Annotated in this window: 14 protein-coding genes; 7 read left to right on the forward strand and 7 right to left on the reverse strand. The window is 59.6% G+C overall.

Going from position 1 to position 16,227, the window contains the following annotated elements; genetic code table 11:
- Window positions 1-113: 113 nt before the first annotated feature.
- Window positions 114-1,307: an enoyl-ACP reductase FabV gene (gene fabV / locus OKC40_RS09455; protein WP_005344170.1), complete on the reverse strand. Its 1,194-nt coding sequence runs from the start codon at window positions 1,305-1,307 to the stop codon at window positions 114-116.
- Between the two features lie 327 nt (window positions 1,308-1,634).
- Between fabV and OKC40_RS09460 the strand changes: the two genes are divergently transcribed.
- Together OKC40_RS09460 and OKC40_RS09465 are read left to right on the forward strand one after the other, a co-directional pair.
- Complete coding sequence (locus OKC40_RS09460; protein ID WP_182969374.1) at window positions 1,635-2,567, forward strand: sugar ABC transporter substrate-binding protein; 933 nt, start codon at window positions 1,635-1,637, stop codon at window positions 2,565-2,567.
- Window positions 2,568-2,575: 8 nt separating this feature from the next.
- Window positions 2,576-3,325: a hypothetical protein gene (locus OKC40_RS09465; protein ID WP_182969375.1), complete on the forward strand. Its 750-nt coding sequence runs from the start codon at window positions 2,576-2,578 to the stop codon at window positions 3,323-3,325.
- Window positions 3,326-3,377: 52 nt separating this feature from the next.
- Here the strand turns inward: OKC40_RS09465 and OKC40_RS09470 are convergent, their stop codons facing one another.
- The 4 genes from OKC40_RS09470 to OKC40_RS09485 form a co-directional block, all read right to left on the reverse strand.
- On the reverse strand, window positions 3,378-3,965 hold the full coding sequence (locus OKC40_RS09470; protein WP_270794940.1) for a histidine phosphatase family protein: 588 nt from the start codon (window positions 3,963-3,965) through the stop codon (window positions 3,378-3,380).
- A 153-nt stretch (window positions 3,966-4,118) separates the two neighbouring features.
- Complete coding sequence (locus tag OKC40_RS09475; protein ID WP_270794941.1) at window positions 4,119-4,772, reverse strand: helix-turn-helix transcriptional regulator; 654 nt, start codon at window positions 4,770-4,772, stop codon at window positions 4,119-4,121.
- Between the two features lie 65 nt (window positions 4,773-4,837).
- On the reverse strand, window positions 4,838-6,127 hold the full coding sequence (locus tag OKC40_RS09480) for an L-cysteine desulfidase family protein (protein ID WP_270794942.1): 1,290 nt from the start codon (window positions 6,125-6,127) through the stop codon (window positions 4,838-4,840).
- Between the two features lie 22 nt (window positions 6,128-6,149).
- A complete protein-coding gene (locus OKC40_RS09485; RefSeq protein WP_075112586.1) occupies window positions 6,150-6,533 on the reverse strand; it encodes a Rid family detoxifying hydrolase in 384 nt (127 codons plus the stop codon).
- A gap of 249 nt (window positions 6,534-6,782) precedes the next feature.
- Here OKC40_RS09485 and OKC40_RS09490 point away from each other — a divergent pair, with 249 nt between their 5' ends.
- The 3 genes from OKC40_RS09490 (at window position 6,783) to OKC40_RS09500 (ending at window position 10,837) form a co-directional block, all read left to right on the forward strand.
- Window positions 6,783-8,078, forward strand: coding sequence for an amino acid permease (locus OKC40_RS09490; RefSeq protein ID WP_101316984.1), 1,296 nt, complete (start codon window positions 6,783-6,785; stop codon window positions 8,076-8,078).
- A gap of 197 nt (window positions 8,079-8,275) precedes the next feature.
- Window positions 8,276-10,282: a methyl-accepting chemotaxis protein gene (locus OKC40_RS09495; RefSeq protein ID WP_270794945.1), complete on the forward strand. Its 2,007-nt coding sequence runs from the start codon at window positions 8,276-8,278 to the stop codon at window positions 10,280-10,282.
- Window positions 10,283-10,549: 267 nt separating this feature from the next.
- Window positions 10,550-10,837, forward strand: a complete 288-nt coding sequence (locus tag OKC40_RS09500) for a hypothetical protein (protein ID WP_270794947.1) — start codon at window positions 10,550-10,552, stop codon at window positions 10,835-10,837.
- Window positions 10,838-10,917: 80 nt separating this feature from the next.
- Here the strand turns inward: OKC40_RS09500 and OKC40_RS09505 are convergent, their stop codons facing one another.
- On the reverse strand, window positions 10,918-11,106 hold the full coding sequence (locus OKC40_RS09505; RefSeq protein ID WP_042655959.1) for a hypothetical protein: 189 nt from the start codon (window positions 11,104-11,106) through the stop codon (window positions 10,918-10,920).
- Between the two features lie 265 nt (window positions 11,107-11,371).
- Here OKC40_RS09505 and OKC40_RS09510 point away from each other — a divergent pair, with 265 nt between their 5' ends.
- Window positions 11,372-13,369, forward strand: coding sequence for an alkyl/aryl-sulfatase (locus OKC40_RS09510; RefSeq protein ID WP_270794948.1), 1,998 nt, complete (start codon window positions 11,372-11,374; stop codon window positions 13,367-13,369).
- Window positions 13,366-13,890 (forward strand): hypothetical protein, encoded by a 525-nt coding sequence (locus tag OKC40_RS09515; protein ID WP_270794950.1) that lies wholly within the window; start codon window positions 13,366-13,368, stop codon window positions 13,888-13,890. The genes OKC40_RS09510 and OKC40_RS09515 overlap by 4 nt, the downstream gene beginning before the upstream one ends.
- 84 nt (window positions 13,891-13,974) lie before the next feature.
- Here the strand turns inward: OKC40_RS09515 and speA are convergent, their stop codons facing one another.
- Entirely contained in the window at window positions 13,975-15,876 is a 1,902-nt protein-coding gene (gene speA, locus OKC40_RS09520) for a biosynthetic arginine decarboxylase (RefSeq protein ID WP_270794952.1), read from the reverse strand.
- Window positions 15,877-16,227 lie beyond the last annotated feature (351 nt).

Genomic DNA, 16,227 nt, shown 5'->3' on the forward strand with positions numbered 1-16,227 from the left:
CCGAAACCAAATCAACAGGTGTCGGATTTTTACACATCAGCAGGATCGGTCAATGGATCCTTAACTGATCGGCATTAGGGCCCCGCGGGGCCCTGTTTTCACTTGAGTCAGACTCAGAGTTCGACAACGTCGAATTTCACGTCCGGATTCACATCCGCATCGTAATCGACCTCGTCCAGACCGAAACCGAACAGGCGCAGGAACTCCTGCTTGTAGCCGGTGTAATCAGTCAGCTCGGAGAGGTTCTCGCTGGTGATGGACGGCCACAGGTCGCGGCAGGTCTGCTGCACGTCTTCACGCAGTTCCCAGTCATCCATGCGGATGCGGGCCTGCTCGTCCAGCGCCATGTCGGACGCGTAGAGGCGAGTACGCATCATGCGATCCACCTGCTCCATGCAGCCCTCGTGAATGCCCTTCTCCTTCATGATCTTGAAAGCCATGGAGATATAGAGCGGCATCACCGGAATGGCGGAGGAGGCCTGGGTCACTACCGATTTCAGCACAGCCACATGAGCGGTGCCGCCCTTGGCAGCCAGGTCACCACGGATGGCGGCAGCGGCGCGGTCCAGATCTTCCTTGGCGCGGCCCAGGGTGCCGTGCCAGTAGATTGGCCAGGTCAGATCGGTGCCGATGTAGGAGTAAGCCACGGACTTGGCGCCGTCGGCCAGCACGCCTGCATCACGCAGGGCAGCCATCCACAGCTCCCAATCCTGACCGCCCATCACTGTGATGGTGTTCTGGATCTCTTCCTCGTTCGCCGGCTCGACGGTGGCGGTGATGATCTGATCCTTGTTGGTGTCGATCGCGGTGGTGGTGTAGACCTCGCCGATCGGTTTGAGGGCAGAGCGCACCACTTCGCCGGTGTCCGGCATCTTGCGCACCGGAGAGGCCAGGGAGTAGACCACCAGATCGATTTGACCCAGATCCTGCTTGATAAGCTCGATCACCTTGGCACGGCACTCGTTGGAGAAGGCATCGCCGTTGACGCTCTTGGCATAGAGACCCGCCTCTTTGGCGGCCTTGTCGAAGGCGGCGGAGTTGTACCAGCCAGCGGTACCGGTCTTGGACTCGGTGCCCGCTTTTTCAAAGAAGACGCCGAGGGTGGCGGCGCCGCTACCGAAGGCAGCCGCAATCCGGGAGGCCAGGCCATAACCGGTGGAAGCGCCGATCACCAGCACCTTCTTGGGACCATTCTCGATGGTGCCCTTGGCTTTGGTATAAGCAATCTGGCGACGAACATTGGCTTCACAACCGACCGGATGAGTGGTGGTGCAGATAAAGCCGCGAACCTTGGGTTTGATGATCATATGGAGTCTCGGATCCGTTTAATGGATGAAATCGGGGCATAAGATACCTCATCTTGCCGCGATAAGGTGCTCTGATGTGTTGAACGGCGGCAAAAATCGACTGGTCTGCTGTCGAATTAAACGAAAAGCAGTCATCTGTTTTGATGCCAACGACTGCCAGCCGTTATCGGCCGATCCCGGTGCGCTATCCCCGCTTTACCGCCATTGCCAAACCTCATTGTCGCCCGCTTGGTTACCTTGTCCCCAAAGCCTGCTCCGGCTGATGGCTGACATATACTTGGACAACATCGTGGCGCTGGATGATTAGCCCGACAGGGCGGAGGTAACATGACCAGATGTTGGCAAAAATGCTTGCTGTGGGCGGCCGTGGCACTGTTTGCGGTCAGTGAGGTATCAGCCAAACCGACCATCGGCATGGTGCTCAAATCCGTTCGCAATGAGTTCTTCATCGAGATGGCGAAAGGGGCCCAACGCTACGCCAAAGCCCATCCGGAGGCCCTCACACTACAACTGGAAGGCATCCAGCAAGAGGTCGATGTCAGCGGTCAGGAGGCGATCATCCGCACCATGATTGCCCAAAAAGTGGACGCATTGATCGTGGTTCCGACCGATTCGGTCGCCATGCTGCCCGTACTGATGGAGGCCATCCAAGCAGGCATTCTGGTCATCAACATGGACAATAAACTCGATGACCGTGCGCTGGTGCTGGAGGGGGTCAATATCCCCTTCGTCGGCCCCAGCAACTTTGTCGGCGCACGCAGTGTCGGAGAATATGTCGCCAAAGCACTGCCAGCAGGCAGCAAGGTAGGTCTGATAGAAGGGCCTCCCGGCGCCATCAACAGCCGGGCGCGCAGTGACGGATTCCGGGCCGCCCTACGGGCCGCTGACATGGTAGTGGCCGGAGTGCGCAGCGGCTACTGGGACGTTGCTCAGGGCAAGAGCGCAACTATCGATCTCCTCAAGGCAACTCCGGATGTCAAAGCGCTGCTCTGTGGCAATGACAATATGGCTATCGGTGCCGCTCAAGCGCTGGCTGAGTTAGGGCTAAAGGGCAAGGTGTTGCTCGGCGGCTATGACAACATTCCGGGGATCCACTCTTACCTCAGCGATGGCTCTGTCGCGGCAACGGCAGACCAGTATCCGGGCAAGCAGGCACAATATGCCCTCGATCTCGCTCTCAAGGCGCTGGCCCAGAACACGCCCCAAGCCGATTTGCCCGGCATAGTTCAGACCCCCGTGGAACTGGTTGTACATCCTTAGGAGAGGCGATGAGAGGATGGTGGGTATTGTTGGCGTTGTGGTGCCGATTCGCATCAGCCGAGCCGGTATTGAACATCTATGCGGATGCCTACGCCCCCTTCATTCAGGTCAGCAAAGAGGGGCTGAGCGGCCCCTATGTCGATGCCTTTGCCCGTCTGGCGCAGCAGCAGGATATCAAGATCCACTTTCAGGCCAAGCCGATGCGCCGCCTGCTCAAGATAGTGACGACCGAGCCAAACAGCTGCGGGCTTGCCGTGCACTTTTCCGCCGAAAATGCCGAAACCCTCCGCTATGTAGCACGTATTGCCCCGATCACCCTGGCAGTTTATGCCCGGCAGGGCACAGTGAAACCGCTGAGCAATATCGAGGCGCTGCGCAACTATCGCATTGGTGCCATCGATGTGGCCGAGCTGAGAGAGCTCCTCGACAATGCGGCGATCCGCTACGAACTGCTGCCCAAGGCTGGCCAGGGTATCGCCATGCTGCAGGCGGGTCGCTTCGATCTGCTGATCAGTGACGTACTCCCCGAGCTGGTGAGCGCCCCCGTCCAAGGGAAACCGGTCCAGCGGGTGATGGTGCTGGCCCGGGTCGAACGCTGGCTGGCCTGTCACCCGCAACTGCCACCCAGCACTGTGAAACGCCTGCGCGCCGCCCTCACGCTGGGGGTATTCGACGATGCCATGGCCGACATCTGGCAACGATATGGCCTGAGCTCGGTATACAACGGGGTCAGACGAGAGTGGATCCTGATCCCCTGATCGCAACCCCATTCAACCCAACGCCTACCACGCTCACCGCCGTCAGCAGCAGTCAGCAGGCAATGCGGGTGATGTGGCCATCCTGCAGCTTATAGAAGGCATCTTGCGGCAACTCCTGTGCCCAGGTCGCCTCATAGTCGAGATCGGCATAGACACCGCGCAGCATGGCACCGAGCAGACCGTGGGAGATGACGATGGCCCGCTCGGCGATCGCTGGATCCTGCAACCACTGGTGTGCCCGGCGCTGAATGCTCTCGAAACTCTCCGCCCCCGGAGCCTGCAGATACCAATCCCCCTTGCCGGTATCGAGTTCGGGGTGGGCGAGCCGCAGCGCCGGGATCTGGCAGCTCTCCCACTCTCCCATGCCCAGCTCCATCAACCGATCATCCCAGACGATGCGATCCGCCGCCAACCCCAGTTGCTCGCACACCAGCAGCGCGGTTTGGCGGGCACGGCCGAGCGGACTGGCGTAGACGGTCCAGCGAGCGGGGTCCACTAGTTCGTCGGCAAGCCGCCGCCCCATGGCGATGGCTTGCGCCTCGCCCTTGTCGGTCAGATCGGAGTTGCAACGCCCCTGCAGACGCTGCTCGGCATTGAATCGGGTCTGGCCGTGGCGCAGCAGATAGATGAGTCGGGACATTGTTTCTCCAGCACGTTCAGATAGATAGAAAAATAAGGGGGACGATGATAGCAGATGAGCCCGGGGGATGGCCCAAACAGACGTGTAAACGCAGGCGTAAAAAACGGGTCAGTGCCGACCCGTTTGCTGTCAATTTGGCCAGAGTGAACCGGCTCAGCCCTTCTTGATCTCCCGCAGATAGCGGTAGATGGAGTGGACCGAGATGCCGAGCTGGCGCGCGGCGATCTGGGCACTGTCTTTCAGTTCAAAGATCCCCATGTCGTGCAACTGGTTGACGATGACCCGGGTCTTCTGGGACGGGGGCACCGCCTCGTTGCCACGCACCTCGGCACTGACGGTGTCGATGGTGCTGTTGAGCGCCTCGTCGATGTTGCGGGCAAACACCTCCGGGGTGGCATGACTCTCGTGGGGATTCATGCACTCCGGCATCATGGTGCGCAGCACGGATTGCAACGGGGCATCCATGTCGCTGTTGATGCAGAACAGTCCGATGGCCCTGTGCTCCCCGTTGCGGATCACGGTGGTGATGGAGCGCAGGGTCTTGCCGGTGGCGCACTTGGTCATGTAGGGGCTGGAGATATCCTGCCCGCTCTTGAGCTTCATCATCGCCAGGTTGGTGATGGGAGCGCCGACACTGCGGCCGGTGATATGGCCGTTGGCAATCTTGACGATCGAGGGATTGCGCACATCCAGACTGTGGAGCAGCACCTCGGTGTGCTGGCCATACATGGCGGCGATGCCGTCCACTATGTTCTCCATCGACTTGAGGATCTCAAAATCGCTCGGGCTCAACTCTTGCAGCTTCACAATGGGACCTTCTTGCAAGGGTTGCTGCACGCGGGGGGATGGCAGTACAGCAACCGACAGGGACATCAGGCGGACATGATATCAATAATGGTGGTGTCTGTGGCAGACATGCCTTCCTTCACCATCTGACCGACGTTGCGGATGGTCTGATCCACATTGCCTGCCACAATTCCCTGACCCGACACCGAGTGGCTGTTGAGGGCCATCAGGAAGCCGCGTACCGCCGCGCCGGAGGAGGTACTCACCTTCATGGCGCAGGAGGCTTTCGCCCCGTCGCACACCATACCGGCACTGTCGCTCAGCACGTTCTGGATGGCGAAGCAGGATTGCTCGAAGCTGCCGCCCGCCAGATAGACCATGGCCATGGAGGCGGCCGCGCTGGTCACGGTGTTGCCACAGAAGGCCGACAGCGGTGGATAGTGGGACTTGATATAGATGGCGCCCAGATGGCTCATGATAAGGGCGCGAGCCAGCTGCTCTTCGCTGGCCGCAAAGCGCTCGGCAATCACCATAACCGGAATGGTGGCGGCAATGCCCTGGTTGCCGCTGCCGAAGTTGCTCATGGCTGGCAAGGTCGCGCCCCCCATGCGGGCATCGGAGGCCGCCGCCGTCATCATCACGATGCGGTTCATCACATCCTCGCCGATGAGGCCGGCATTGATGTTCTGCTGCATGGTGCGGCCGATCTCCAGGCCATAGGGGTTGTTCATCCCCTCGGCAGAGAGCTTGCCGTTGAGCTCGGAGGCTTTGAGGATGAACTTGATCTGCTCGAACTCCACCTGGGTGGCGAACTCGTAGATGGCGGCGATGCTGATATCGACGCCATCGCAGATGGAACCGGTGGCACCGCTCTGGCTCTGATCGGCGGTGAAGGTCACCTCGCCATCACGGCGCTGCTCGACGATGCGGGTATGGCCGCCACACAGGGTCACTTCGGCGCTGTGCTCTTCACCATGCTCATCCGTGCCATAAACGGTCACGCGGCAGAAGATAAACTCGGGGGCAGCGGTGCGGCTCACCTGCACGTTGCCAGCATCGATCAGCCCCTGGGCTGTGATTACTTGCTCGGGCTGAATGGCGGCCAGCACTTCCAGTCCGGCGTCGGCGTTACCGCCGATAGCACCGGCGGCCGCCGCAATGGCCAGACCGATCTTGCCGGTGCCCGGTACATAGACACCCATCGAGTTTTTGTAGAGATTATCCGACACCGCGACCTCGAGGCGGCGGGGCTCACAGTCCAGCTGCCGGGCGGCGACAGCCGCGGCATAGGCGGCGGCGATTGGCTCGGTACAACCCAGCGCTGGTTTGACAACCTGTTGAATAATCTGCAGATACTGCTGCCACGCTTGTTTCATCACTTGAACCTTTTTATCAGCATTAACGAGCGATATGGGCGATCGCTTCCACTTCAACCTTGACGCCCATCGGCAGATCTTTCACTGCAAAGCAGCTGCGCGCCGGACAATCTTTCTGGAAATAGGCTTTATAGACCTCGTTGAACGCGGCAAAATCGCTGATCTCGGCGAGGTAGCAAGTGGTCTTGAGCACGGTATCCAGCGAGCCACCCGCGGCTTCCAGCACGGATTTCAGGTTCTCCAGTGACTGGCGGGTCTGGGCCGCAATGCCCCCTTCGACCACGCCGCCCAACTGTTTGCAGACCGGCAGCTGACCTGAAGTGAAGATGAGATCGCCGTAGGCAGTGCCATGGCTGTAGGGACCGATAGCGTCAGGTGCCGCTGCTGCTGTGATGATGCTTTTCATATAGCCACTCCTATTTATGCAATTTTTTTTGCAATCATGAATCTCTTTTCGCTCAACATTATTTGCTTTTTATTTTATCCATTCAACAAAAAGATACAAAAAAGGCGTAAAAAGCATCTTTTGCCTCAATATAAACCGTGATCACGGTCCTGATTTGAACAAAAGTATCGTCTTGGGCATTGTTTGCAACGCATTCATTCAACTATATTTGCGCCGCTTTCCCACATCCCTACAAAAAAGAAGGTTTTAATGGACGCGCACAGCACTACTCTCACCAGCCCCGCGATGGGCACCCTGGAATGGAAAGAAGCGGTTCGCTTCGACAGCACCGACTGGGGCTGGATCATCATGAGCATCGGCATGGCCATCGGCGCAGGGATCGTCTTCCTGCCGGTACAGGTTGGTCTGATGGGCTTGTGGGTCTTTCTGCTCTCTGCGGTGATCGGCTACCCGGCCATGTACATGTTCCAGCGCCTCTTTATCAACACCCTGGCCACCTCGCCGGAGTGCAAGGATTACCCCAGCGTCATCACCGGTTACCTCGGCAAGAACTGGGGCATGCTGCTCGGCGCGCTCTACTTCGTGATGCTGGTGATCTGGGTCTTCGTCTACTCCACCGCCATCACCAATGACAGCGCCTCCTTCCTGCAGAGCTTCGGCGTCACCGACGGCCTGCTCTCCGAAAACCCGCTCTACGGTCTGGTGCTGATCTGCGGTCTGGTGGCACTGGCATCGCGCGGCGAGAACATGCTGTTCAAGATCTCTACCTTTATGGTGCTGACCAAGATCACCGTGGTGGCCGTGCTCGGCCTGATGATGGTGGACAAGTGGGATGCGGCCAACATCACCGCCATGCCCGCGGCCGGTGACTGGATGAAGGATGCCATCATCATGCTCCCCTTCACCCTCACCTCCATCCTCTTTATCCAGAGCCTGAGCCCCATGGTGATCTCCTACCGCTCCCGGGAGAAGTCGCTGGAAGTGGCTCGCTTCAAGGCGATGCGCGCCATGAATATCGCCTTCGGCATCCTGTTCGTGGTGGTGTTCTTCTATGCTGTCTCCTTCACCCTGGCCATGGGTCACGATCAGGCGGTCAAAGCCTCCGAGGAGAACATCTCCGCACTGGCCCTGGTGGCCCAGGGCATGCCTGGCCAGACCCTCAAGCTCTTGAGCCTGACCCTCAACATCTTCGCGGTGATGACCGCCTACTTCGGCGTTTACCTCGGTTTCCGTGAAGCCTGTCAGGGTCTGGCGATGAACCTGCTGCGCCGCGTGATGCCGGAAAACCGCATCAACAAGGGTCTGGTAGGCAAAGGGATCATGGTGTTTACCGTCATGCTCTCCTGGGGCGCCATCGTGCTCAACGCACCGGTGCTGAGCTTCACCTCCATCTGCAGCCCCATCTTCGGCATGGTGGGTTGCCTCATCCCGGCCTATCTGGTCTATCAGGTACCGGCGCTGCACAAGTACAAGGGCACCTCCCTTTACATCATCATCGTCACCGGCCTGCTGCTCTGTGTCTCGCCCTTCCTGGCGTTCAACTGATCGGTTGCAACCGGACATTCCTTCATCAACAACGGGTCACCTTCGGGTGGCCCGTTTTCTATTGCGTCAGAGGATGCGTCTGGGCAAAAAGCCAGAGAGATCACAACTTGCAATGCGGCCTCCCCCAAGGGGGCCTGCGCAGAGTACTATTCAGGCATCACCGCATAGACCCGTCCTATCGGGTATCGAGGCCTCATATGAAATGGATTTTCAACCCGGCCATCCGGCTGGGCAATCAGCTCTCCTTCAAATACAAATTCCTGCTCTGGTCCTGCCTGATGCTGCTGCCACTGGCCTACAGCATGACCAATCTGCTGGGACGGCTGCAGGATGACAACGCCCAGGCCAACCGGGAGCTGGCCGGCGTGGTCAATCTCGCCCCCATTCCCGCCATCGAACAGGCCCTGCTCACCCATCGCAATCTGATGACCCGCCACGCCTATGAGGTGGATCCGGTCGGTGACGATCAGCTCAAGGCAGCGGCACAAGCGGTGGAGCTGAGCCTGCAGGCCTTTGCCGACACCCGCCAGAACACCCCCTCCTTTGAGGAGATCCAGCAGGGCTGGGCCGCCTTGCAGAGTGAAGCGGGCAAGCTGGAGGTGGAGCAGAGCAACCTGCGCCACGACAAGCTGCTGACCGAGGTGCGCCACCTCTACAAGCACATCACCGCCGCCAGCAGCCTGATCCAGGATCCGGCGCTCGGTACCTACTACATGGTGATCCTCGCCAGCGAGCGGTTGCCGCAACTGCGCGACCTGCTGGCCCAGGTGCGGGATCGCGCCGCCACCATCGCCGACTTCGGCCTGTTTCAGGCAGAGGGCTACAGCGGCCTGCGTTTTCGTCTTGATCTTATCAGCGCCACCCTGCAGGAGCTGGAGGCTGATCTGACCCTGCTCTACCAGATCGAACCGGCCTACCGCGCCGAGCTGGGTCAGCAGACCGATGCCCTGATGCAGCTGGTGCGTCAGGGGGTCGAGACCATGGAAAACAAGATGATGAAGGATCAGCTGGTGCAGCTCTCCACCAAGGAGGTGCAAGCACTGGGGGATAAGATGGACGAGGCCATCACCGCGCTGGCAGGCCATGTACGCCAGCGGCTGGAGGCCGATCTGCGTCAGCGGCTGGCCGCCAACCAACGCCACTTCTGGTGGGTCACCGCGCCGCTGACCGCCAGCTTGCTGCTCTACCTCTACCTGATGATCGGCGCCTACCTCTCCCTGCGCGAAACTGTGGCGCGAGTGCGTGATATTGCCGCCCGGGTCAACGCCCAGGATCTCAGCCAGCATATCGAGATCGTCGGTCAGGACGAGCTGGCCGCCATCAGCCGGGATTACAACGTGACGCTGGAGACCCTGCGCACCCTGATGCTGCGGGTGCGGGAAAATGGCGTCACCGTGGTGGAGAGCGCCACCGAGATCGAAGCGCGCACCTGCCGCTCGCAGGAGGTGATTGCCGATCAGCAAGGGGAGACCCATCAGGTCGCCACCGCCATCAAGGAGCTGGCCGCCACCTCCCAGGACATGGCGGGCAACGCCCTGCAAGCCGCCCGCATGACCCAGGAGGCACAGAACGTGGTCGGTCAGGGCGAGGATGTGGTGGAGCGCACCATCAAGGCCATCGACCATATCAACCGCGAAGTGCTGCGCACCGCCGAGACCATCGGCCAGCTGGAGCAGCAGTGCAGCCAGATTGGCGGCGTCATCAGCGTGATCCGTGGCATCGCCGAACAGACCAATCTGCTGGCCCTCAACGCCGCCATCGAAGCGGCCCGGGCCGGTGAACAGGGTCGCGGCTTTGCGGTGGTCGCCGACGAGGTGCGGTCTCTTGCCAACCGCACCCAGGGCGCCACCGTCGAGATCCAGCAGATGATCGAACAGCTGCAATCCGGCGCCCGCGCCTCGGTCACCGCCATGTCGGCGGCCAGCCATGAAGCGCAGGAGGGGGTCGGTTTGGCGCAGGAGGCGCAACAGGCCTTCGGTGCCATCACCGAGAAGGTGGATCGGATGGTCGATACCAACGCCATCATCGCCAGCGCCATCGAGCAGCAGGGCGCCGTGGTCAACGAGATCGAACGCAACGTGGTGCGCATCTCGGATGGCAGCGATGAGGCGCTGCAAGTGGCCAACGCCGCTCGCGATGCCGCCCGCCAGATCCACCAGCTCACCGAACAGCTGCGCGCCATAGTGCAGAGCTTCGTGCTGTGACAGAACGCTGACAAGCCGGGCTCAATATGAGCCCGGTATTATCCCGATCGGGCGCCTGCCAACAACGTCTCAGTTGCACGGATCATCCAGAAAATCCCTGTGCCCCACTTGCCGGACAGACGCCAACAAAGTAGTCTCGAACGAAAACAAAATGCGGCATTCCCGACACGCATTGTCTGCGACGTCGAGGCAAGCAAGCCGCCTGCGAGCCACAGATTAAAACCAGCGTCACGTCATCTATCACCCGCTTCAAGCGAGGATTTGCCCATGGCCAGATACCAGTTTTTTACCGTTCCGGCGTCCAATCGGCAGCAATACACCTTTATCGACATGGCATCACTGACCTTTCTGAGTGAAAAGGCGGCACTGCTGACCCAAGGATTCGAGGTGGAAGAAGACTTTATTGACGCAACCAGCCCGCGAGAGGCCGTCGAGAAGTACCAATCCAACTTTCTCTATGTAGCGGACGAGATAGGCAAGTCTGATAGCAGCTATGCCGCGGCCGTCGCCATGCTGGAGCTAGGCAAGGGGCTATTTGGCAAAAAAACTCGCTGAGATAAGCTGCAGCGATAAAGAGTGGTGGCCATCGTGGCAACGTGCCCGATGGCCATATGGCGAGGCGTTAATCTTGTGACTCAGAAGCGGGCCAACTGCTGGAGCATCTCGATCAGCTCCTCTTCGCTGCTCGGCTCATAGGCCAGCTGAAGGCTCGGCGCGGCGCCCCCCATCAGCATGTAGACGTTGGTGCTGCAGTGGTCGTAGTGATACCACTTACCGTCGATACAGACGTCGGTATAGCATCTCGGGTCCCTTTTCAGTTCCATATGCACATCCTTTTGTTACATCCCATCAACATCACTCCTGACCGTAAAACAACCCACTGCGACCTATATTGATACAGATCAAGGTGTGCAACGGCTGTGCTCCTGCGGGCGCAATTCCTGCTGTTTTCCTCCCGGATGGCGTTTTATACCGCAAGCATCCCCCTCTTATCTCCCTTCTCTTCCTTATCTCCCTTCTCTTCGCTGACTTGAGCCTGACTACACTTAGCCCTGCCGATCCACATCACCACCATCTGGAGTCATACCGATGAAACCGAGGCTTTCCACCCCCACGATTTTCTCGCTCTTGCTCTGTGGCGCACTGCTTGTGCAGCCTGCTCTTGTGCAGTCGGCCAAAGCCGCCATCGACCCCAAGCCCGCGAGCGAATTTACCATCAAGGCTAACCAGCAGGTACTCACTACCCTCCCCTTCAATGACAAGCAGGACTTCGAGGATGCCAAGCGTGGCTTTATCGCCAAACCGGAGATCCTCACCATCAAGGATGACAAAGGCAACGTGGTGTGGGATCTGGAGCAGTACAAGACCTACATCGGCCTCGACAAGGCCGCGCCGGACACCGTCAACCCGAGCCTGTGGCGCAATGCCCAGCTCAACATGCAATACGGCTTGTTCAAGGTCACCGACAAGATTTACCAGATTCGCGGCTTTGATCTCTCCAACATCACCTTTATCGAAGGCAACAAGGGATGGGTGGTGTTCGATCCGCTGATCTCCCCGCAAACCGCCAAGGCGGCGCTGGCCTTCATCAACAAGACCCAAGGGGAGCGTCCGGTCACCGCGGTGGTCTACAGCCACTCCCACGTGGATCACTACGGCGGTGCCGCCGGTCTGTTCAACTCGCTGGACGAGGTGAAAAAGAACGGCGTCGAGATCATCGCGCCGGAAGGATTTACCGAACACGCGGTGTCGGAGAACGTCATCGCCGGCAATGCCATGGCCCGCCGCGCCGTCTACATGTACGGCGCCCTGCTGCCGCGCAACCCGCAGGGGGGCGTCAACGGCGGGCTGGGGCAAACCACCTCCACCGGTGTGCCCTCGCTGCTGCTGCCGACCCGCTTTATCGCCAAAACCGGTGAGACGCTGACAGTGGATGGCGTCAAGATGGTCTTCCAGATGACCCCGGGCACCGAAGCCCCCGCCGAGATGAACACCTGGTTCCCGGACAGTAAAGCATTGTGGATGGCCGAAAACACCACCAACACCATGCACAACATCCTCACCCTGCGCGGCGCCCAGGTGCGCGATGCACTGAAGTGGGCCAGCTTTCTCAACGAGACCATCGAAACCTGGGGTGATCAGGCCGAGGTCAAATTCCAGAGCCACCACTGGCCACGCTGGGGCAATACCAACATCGTCGACTACTTCAAGAAGCAGCGGGATCTCTACAAATACATCCATGACCAGTCGGTGCGCCTGATGAACATGGGCTACACCGGCGAGGAGATCTCGGAACAGATCACTCTCCCCCCAGAGCTCAACGACTTCTGGCCGAACCGCGGTTATTACGGCACCCTGCGCCACAACAGCCGCGCCGTCTATCAGCGCTATATGGGCTGGTACTCCGGCAACCCCTCCGATCTCGACAACCTGCCCCCCGAAATGGTCGGCCCCAAATATATCGAGTTCATGGGGGGCGAGCAGGAGGTACTTAAAAAGGCCAAGGCCTCGTTCGACAAGGGGGAGTATCGCTGGGTAGCAGAAGTGCTCAAGCATCTGGTGTTTGCCAACCCTAACAACGCAGAGGGCAAGCTGCTGTTGGCAGATGCGCTGGAGCAGCTGGGTTATCAGGCTGAATCCGGCCCGTGGCGCTCCGTCTATCTGCAAGGTGCCTATGAGCTGCGAAATGGCGTTCCTAACGTTGGCGGAACCGTGACCGCCTCGCCGGATACCATCCGTGCCATGAGCCCCAGCATGCTGTTTGACTATCTCTCGGTGCGCATTAACCCCGAGAAAGCGGCGGGCAAGAAGATGGTCATCAACATGGCGTTCACCGACATCGGCGAGAAACATACCCTGAGTCTGGAGAACTCGGTGCTGAACCACACTACCCGCTATGCCGCCAAGCCTGATGTGACCATTACCCTGAGCAAGAAGACGCTGGATGATATCCAGCTCGGTCAGGGCACCATGGAGCAGAAGATCGCCAACGGCGAAATCAAGATCGAGGGTGATCAGCAGACGTTCAGCAACTTCGTCACGCTGCTCGACAAGTTCAACTTCTGGTTCAACATAGTGACGCCATGATGCAACGCACCTTGCGCGCCTGCATGGCCCTGCTCAGCCTCATCCCCGGGATGGGGCAGAGCTGTGGTTATGATGCCCTTTATCCCAATCCGTTCGAACAGAACTGGCCGGGTACGGTCAATATTGCCATGGCCACGGCGACTGCGGTGAGCCGTGAGCAGTTGCCCCCCTTGGCAGCCCTGACAGGCGAAGCCGGCTTCTCCCGTAGCCAGGCATGGCTCCAAACCCTCAAAAGTCGACTCCAGCAGGCAGGGGTAGGCGGCGGGATCTCCATCCTGCTTATCGACTCAGGACTCTGGTCCAGAGTACGAGGCAAAGAGTCCCTACTGCTCCAATTGCACACCAGCGGCCCAAACCCAAAAGACCGGGTGATGCTGCTGAGTGAAGCCGCCATCAACGCCATGTTGAATGGGTCGCTCACCATCGAGCAGGGACTGCAATTGGGTATTGTGGAGCTGCAAAGAGACGACAATCAGCAGTTGCAGCGGGATCTGCACAAGGCGCTGAGCTCGCAGACCTGACGGCCACAGGAGGAACAGATAGAATAAAGGGAGGCAAATGCCTCCCTTTTTTATGCCTTCACGGCGAACGTCAAGCGCGGGCGCTTATTCGTCTTCCAGATAGGCGTAGCCTTGCAGGCCCAGCTCCAGCTCGTCGAGCAGGGCTTTGCGAGTGGCATCGTCCAGCGCCGGGTGAGCGGCGATCCGCTGGTAGTTTTCGCGGATCACGGACGGGTCGATGTTGACGTAACGCAGCAGCTGGTCGACGGTGTCGCCGCGCACCACGTTGCGAATGTCCATCTTGCCCTCCTCGTCCAGCCACACTTCCGCGCAGTGGGTGTCACCGAACAGGTTGTGCAGGTCACCGAGGATCTCCTGATAGGCACCGACCAGGAAGAAGCCGACGTGGCACTCTTCGTTCTCGCCGTAGACCGGCATCGGCAGGGTGCTCTCGACCCCCAGACCGTCGACATAGTGCTCGACCTGACCGTCGGAGTCACAGGTGATATCCATCAGGATACCGCGACGGCTAAGCGGACGCTCGAGGCCAGCCAGCGGCATCACCGGGAACACCTGACCGATACCCCAGGCATCCGGCAGGGACTGGAACAGGGAGAAGTTGGCAAAGCACTTGTCCGCCAGCTTTTCGCTCAGTTCGTCAGCCAGCGCACGGTGGTTGCGGTTGACCGGGTTGAGCAGCTCTTTGAGCGCCAGACAGGTGTTCTGGTGCAGCATCTCGGCCCAGGCACGTTGCTCAAGGTTGAGCAGGCCCATGGTGTACTGGGTGTTTACATCGCCCAGATCAGCAACCGAGTCGTGGAAGATCTCCAGCAGGGAGGGATCTTCGCTGCGCAGATCCAGCCAGCCTTGCCACATGTTCTGCAGAATGGTCGGGGCATCTTCGCCCGGTGCGCTGATGTCGTTCATCTCCACCCCTTCGGCACCAATGATATTGGTAACCAGCACGGCGTGGTGGGCGGTCAGGGCACGGCCGGACTCGCTGATGATGGTCGGGTGCGGCAGGTCGAACTCGCGGCAGACATCGCCGATGCCCCACACCACGTTGTTGGCGTACTCGGAGAGGCTGTAGTTGGCGGAGCAGTGGCTCTGGGAACGGGTTCCCTCGTAGTCCACGCCCAGGCCGCCGCCCACATCCACTACCTCGATGTTGGCACCGAGGCGACGCAGTTCAGCGTAGAAACGGCCGCACTCGCGGATCCCGCCCTGAATGTCGCGGATGTTGGCGATCTGGGAACCCAGATGGAAGTGCAGCAGTTGCAGGCAATCCAGCTTGCCCAGCCCGCGCAGACGCTCGATCAGCGCCAGGATCTGGGAGGCTGACAGACCGAATTTGGACATGGAGCCGCCGCTCGATTCCCACATGCCGGAGCCGGTGGAAGCGAGCTTGGCGCGCACCCCGATGTTGGGCTTGATGTTGAGACGAGCTGACTCGTCCAGCACCATTTCCAGCTCGGAGGGCTTCTCCACCACGATGTAGACCTTGTGGCCCATCAGGTTGCCCAGCAGGGCGTGGCGGATATATTCGCGGTCTTTGTAACCGTTGCAGACGATCACCGAGCCTTGCTCATGGTGATGGGACAGCACGGCCAGCAGTTCCGGTTTGGAACCAGCTTCCAGGCCAAGCCGGGGCTTGTCGCTGTAGGACTGGCTGATGGTCTCGATGACACGACGCTGCTGGTTTACCTTGATCGGGTAAACGCAGAGGTAGTCCCCTTCATAGCCTGACTTCTCGATGGCCTGACCAAAGGCGTTGAACAGCGCATCGACCCGACTCTTGAGAATGTCGGGGAAGCGCAGCAACACGGGGGTGGTCAGCCCGGACTGACGCAGCTGTTCGATGGCATCAGAGATGACGATATGCGCGTCAGGGCGTGATTTGTCGGGGGCGACGGTCACATGACCGGCGTCATTGATATTGAAAAAACCCGCACCCCAGTAGGGAACGTTATAGACCTTCAAGGAGTCCTTGCTGGACCAGTTAGTCATGGGCTATGCCTCGCAAATGAGCGACCCAGAGTCGCCTTCGTTACCCTCAATCACATCCAGACCATCTAGTGCAGAGTGCGGCGGGCGCTGCCATCACGAGACGCAGCCACCCAAACCAACGCTTTGCACATCGCGGCAAGCCAGAGGCTGCCTGGTGGATCTTGGGGAAGTAACGAGTCTTGATGTGGGGCTGGTGGCTTTACATCAAGCTCAACGGTATGCGGTGCCACCTTTAACGGGGCGCCGCGGTACTTTGATGACAGACGACATCAGCCACGCCGTCAGTTCATCATTCGGCAGCGATCCCGACAGAAGGAGAGGGTTCCAAGGAAGAGAAGCGAAGGCGCCAGC

The organism is Aeromonas sp. QDB11 (assembly GCF_027705265.1).
Taxonomy (GTDB): Bacteria; Pseudomonadota; Gammaproteobacteria; order Enterobacterales; family Aeromonadaceae; genus Aeromonas; species Aeromonas allosaccharophila.

Excerpts from the sequence above, each read along its gene's own strand:
- fabV (WP_005344170.1), bottom strand. The coding sequence starts at position 1,307 with ATGATCATCAAACCCAAGGTTCGCGGCTTTATCTGCACCACCACTCAT.
- OKC40_RS09460 (WP_182969374.1), top strand. The coding sequence starts at position 1,635 with ATGACCAGATGTTGGCAAAAATGCTTGCTGTGGGCGGCCGTGGCACTG.
- OKC40_RS09465 (WP_182969375.1), top strand. The coding sequence starts at position 2,576 with ATGAGAGGATGGTGGGTATTGTTGGCGTTGTGGTGCCGATTCGCATCA.
- OKC40_RS09470 (WP_270794940.1), bottom strand. The coding sequence starts at position 3,965 with ATGTCCCGACTCATCTATCTGCTGCGCCACGGCCAGACCCGATTCAAT.
- OKC40_RS09480 (WP_270794942.1), bottom strand. The coding sequence starts at position 6,127 with ATGAAACAAGCGTGGCAGCAGTATCTGCAGATTATTCAACAGGTTGTC.
- OKC40_RS09485 (WP_075112586.1), bottom strand. The coding sequence starts at position 6,533 with ATGAAAAGCATCATCACAGCAGCAGCGGCACCTGACGCTATCGGTCCC.
- OKC40_RS09490 (WP_101316984.1), top strand. The coding sequence starts at position 6,783 with ATGGACGCGCACAGCACTACTCTCACCAGCCCCGCGATGGGCACCCTG.
- OKC40_RS09495 (WP_270794945.1), top strand. The coding sequence starts at position 8,276 with ATGAAATGGATTTTCAACCCGGCCATCCGGCTGGGCAATCAGCTCTCC.
- OKC40_RS09500 (WP_270794947.1), top strand. The coding sequence starts at position 10,550 with ATGGCCAGATACCAGTTTTTTACCGTTCCGGCGTCCAATCGGCAGCAA.
- OKC40_RS09505 (WP_042655959.1), bottom strand. The coding sequence starts at position 11,106 with ATGGAACTGAAAAGGGACCCGAGATGCTATACCGACGTCTGTATCGAC.
- OKC40_RS09510 (WP_270794948.1), top strand. The coding sequence starts at position 11,372 with ATGAAACCGAGGCTTTCCACCCCCACGATTTTCTCGCTCTTGCTCTGT.
- OKC40_RS09515 (WP_270794950.1), top strand. The coding sequence starts at position 13,366 with ATGATGCAACGCACCTTGCGCGCCTGCATGGCCCTGCTCAGCCTCATC.
- speA (WP_270794952.1), bottom strand. The coding sequence starts at position 15,876 with ATGACTAACTGGTCCAGCAAGGACTCCTTGAAGGTCTATAACGTTCCC.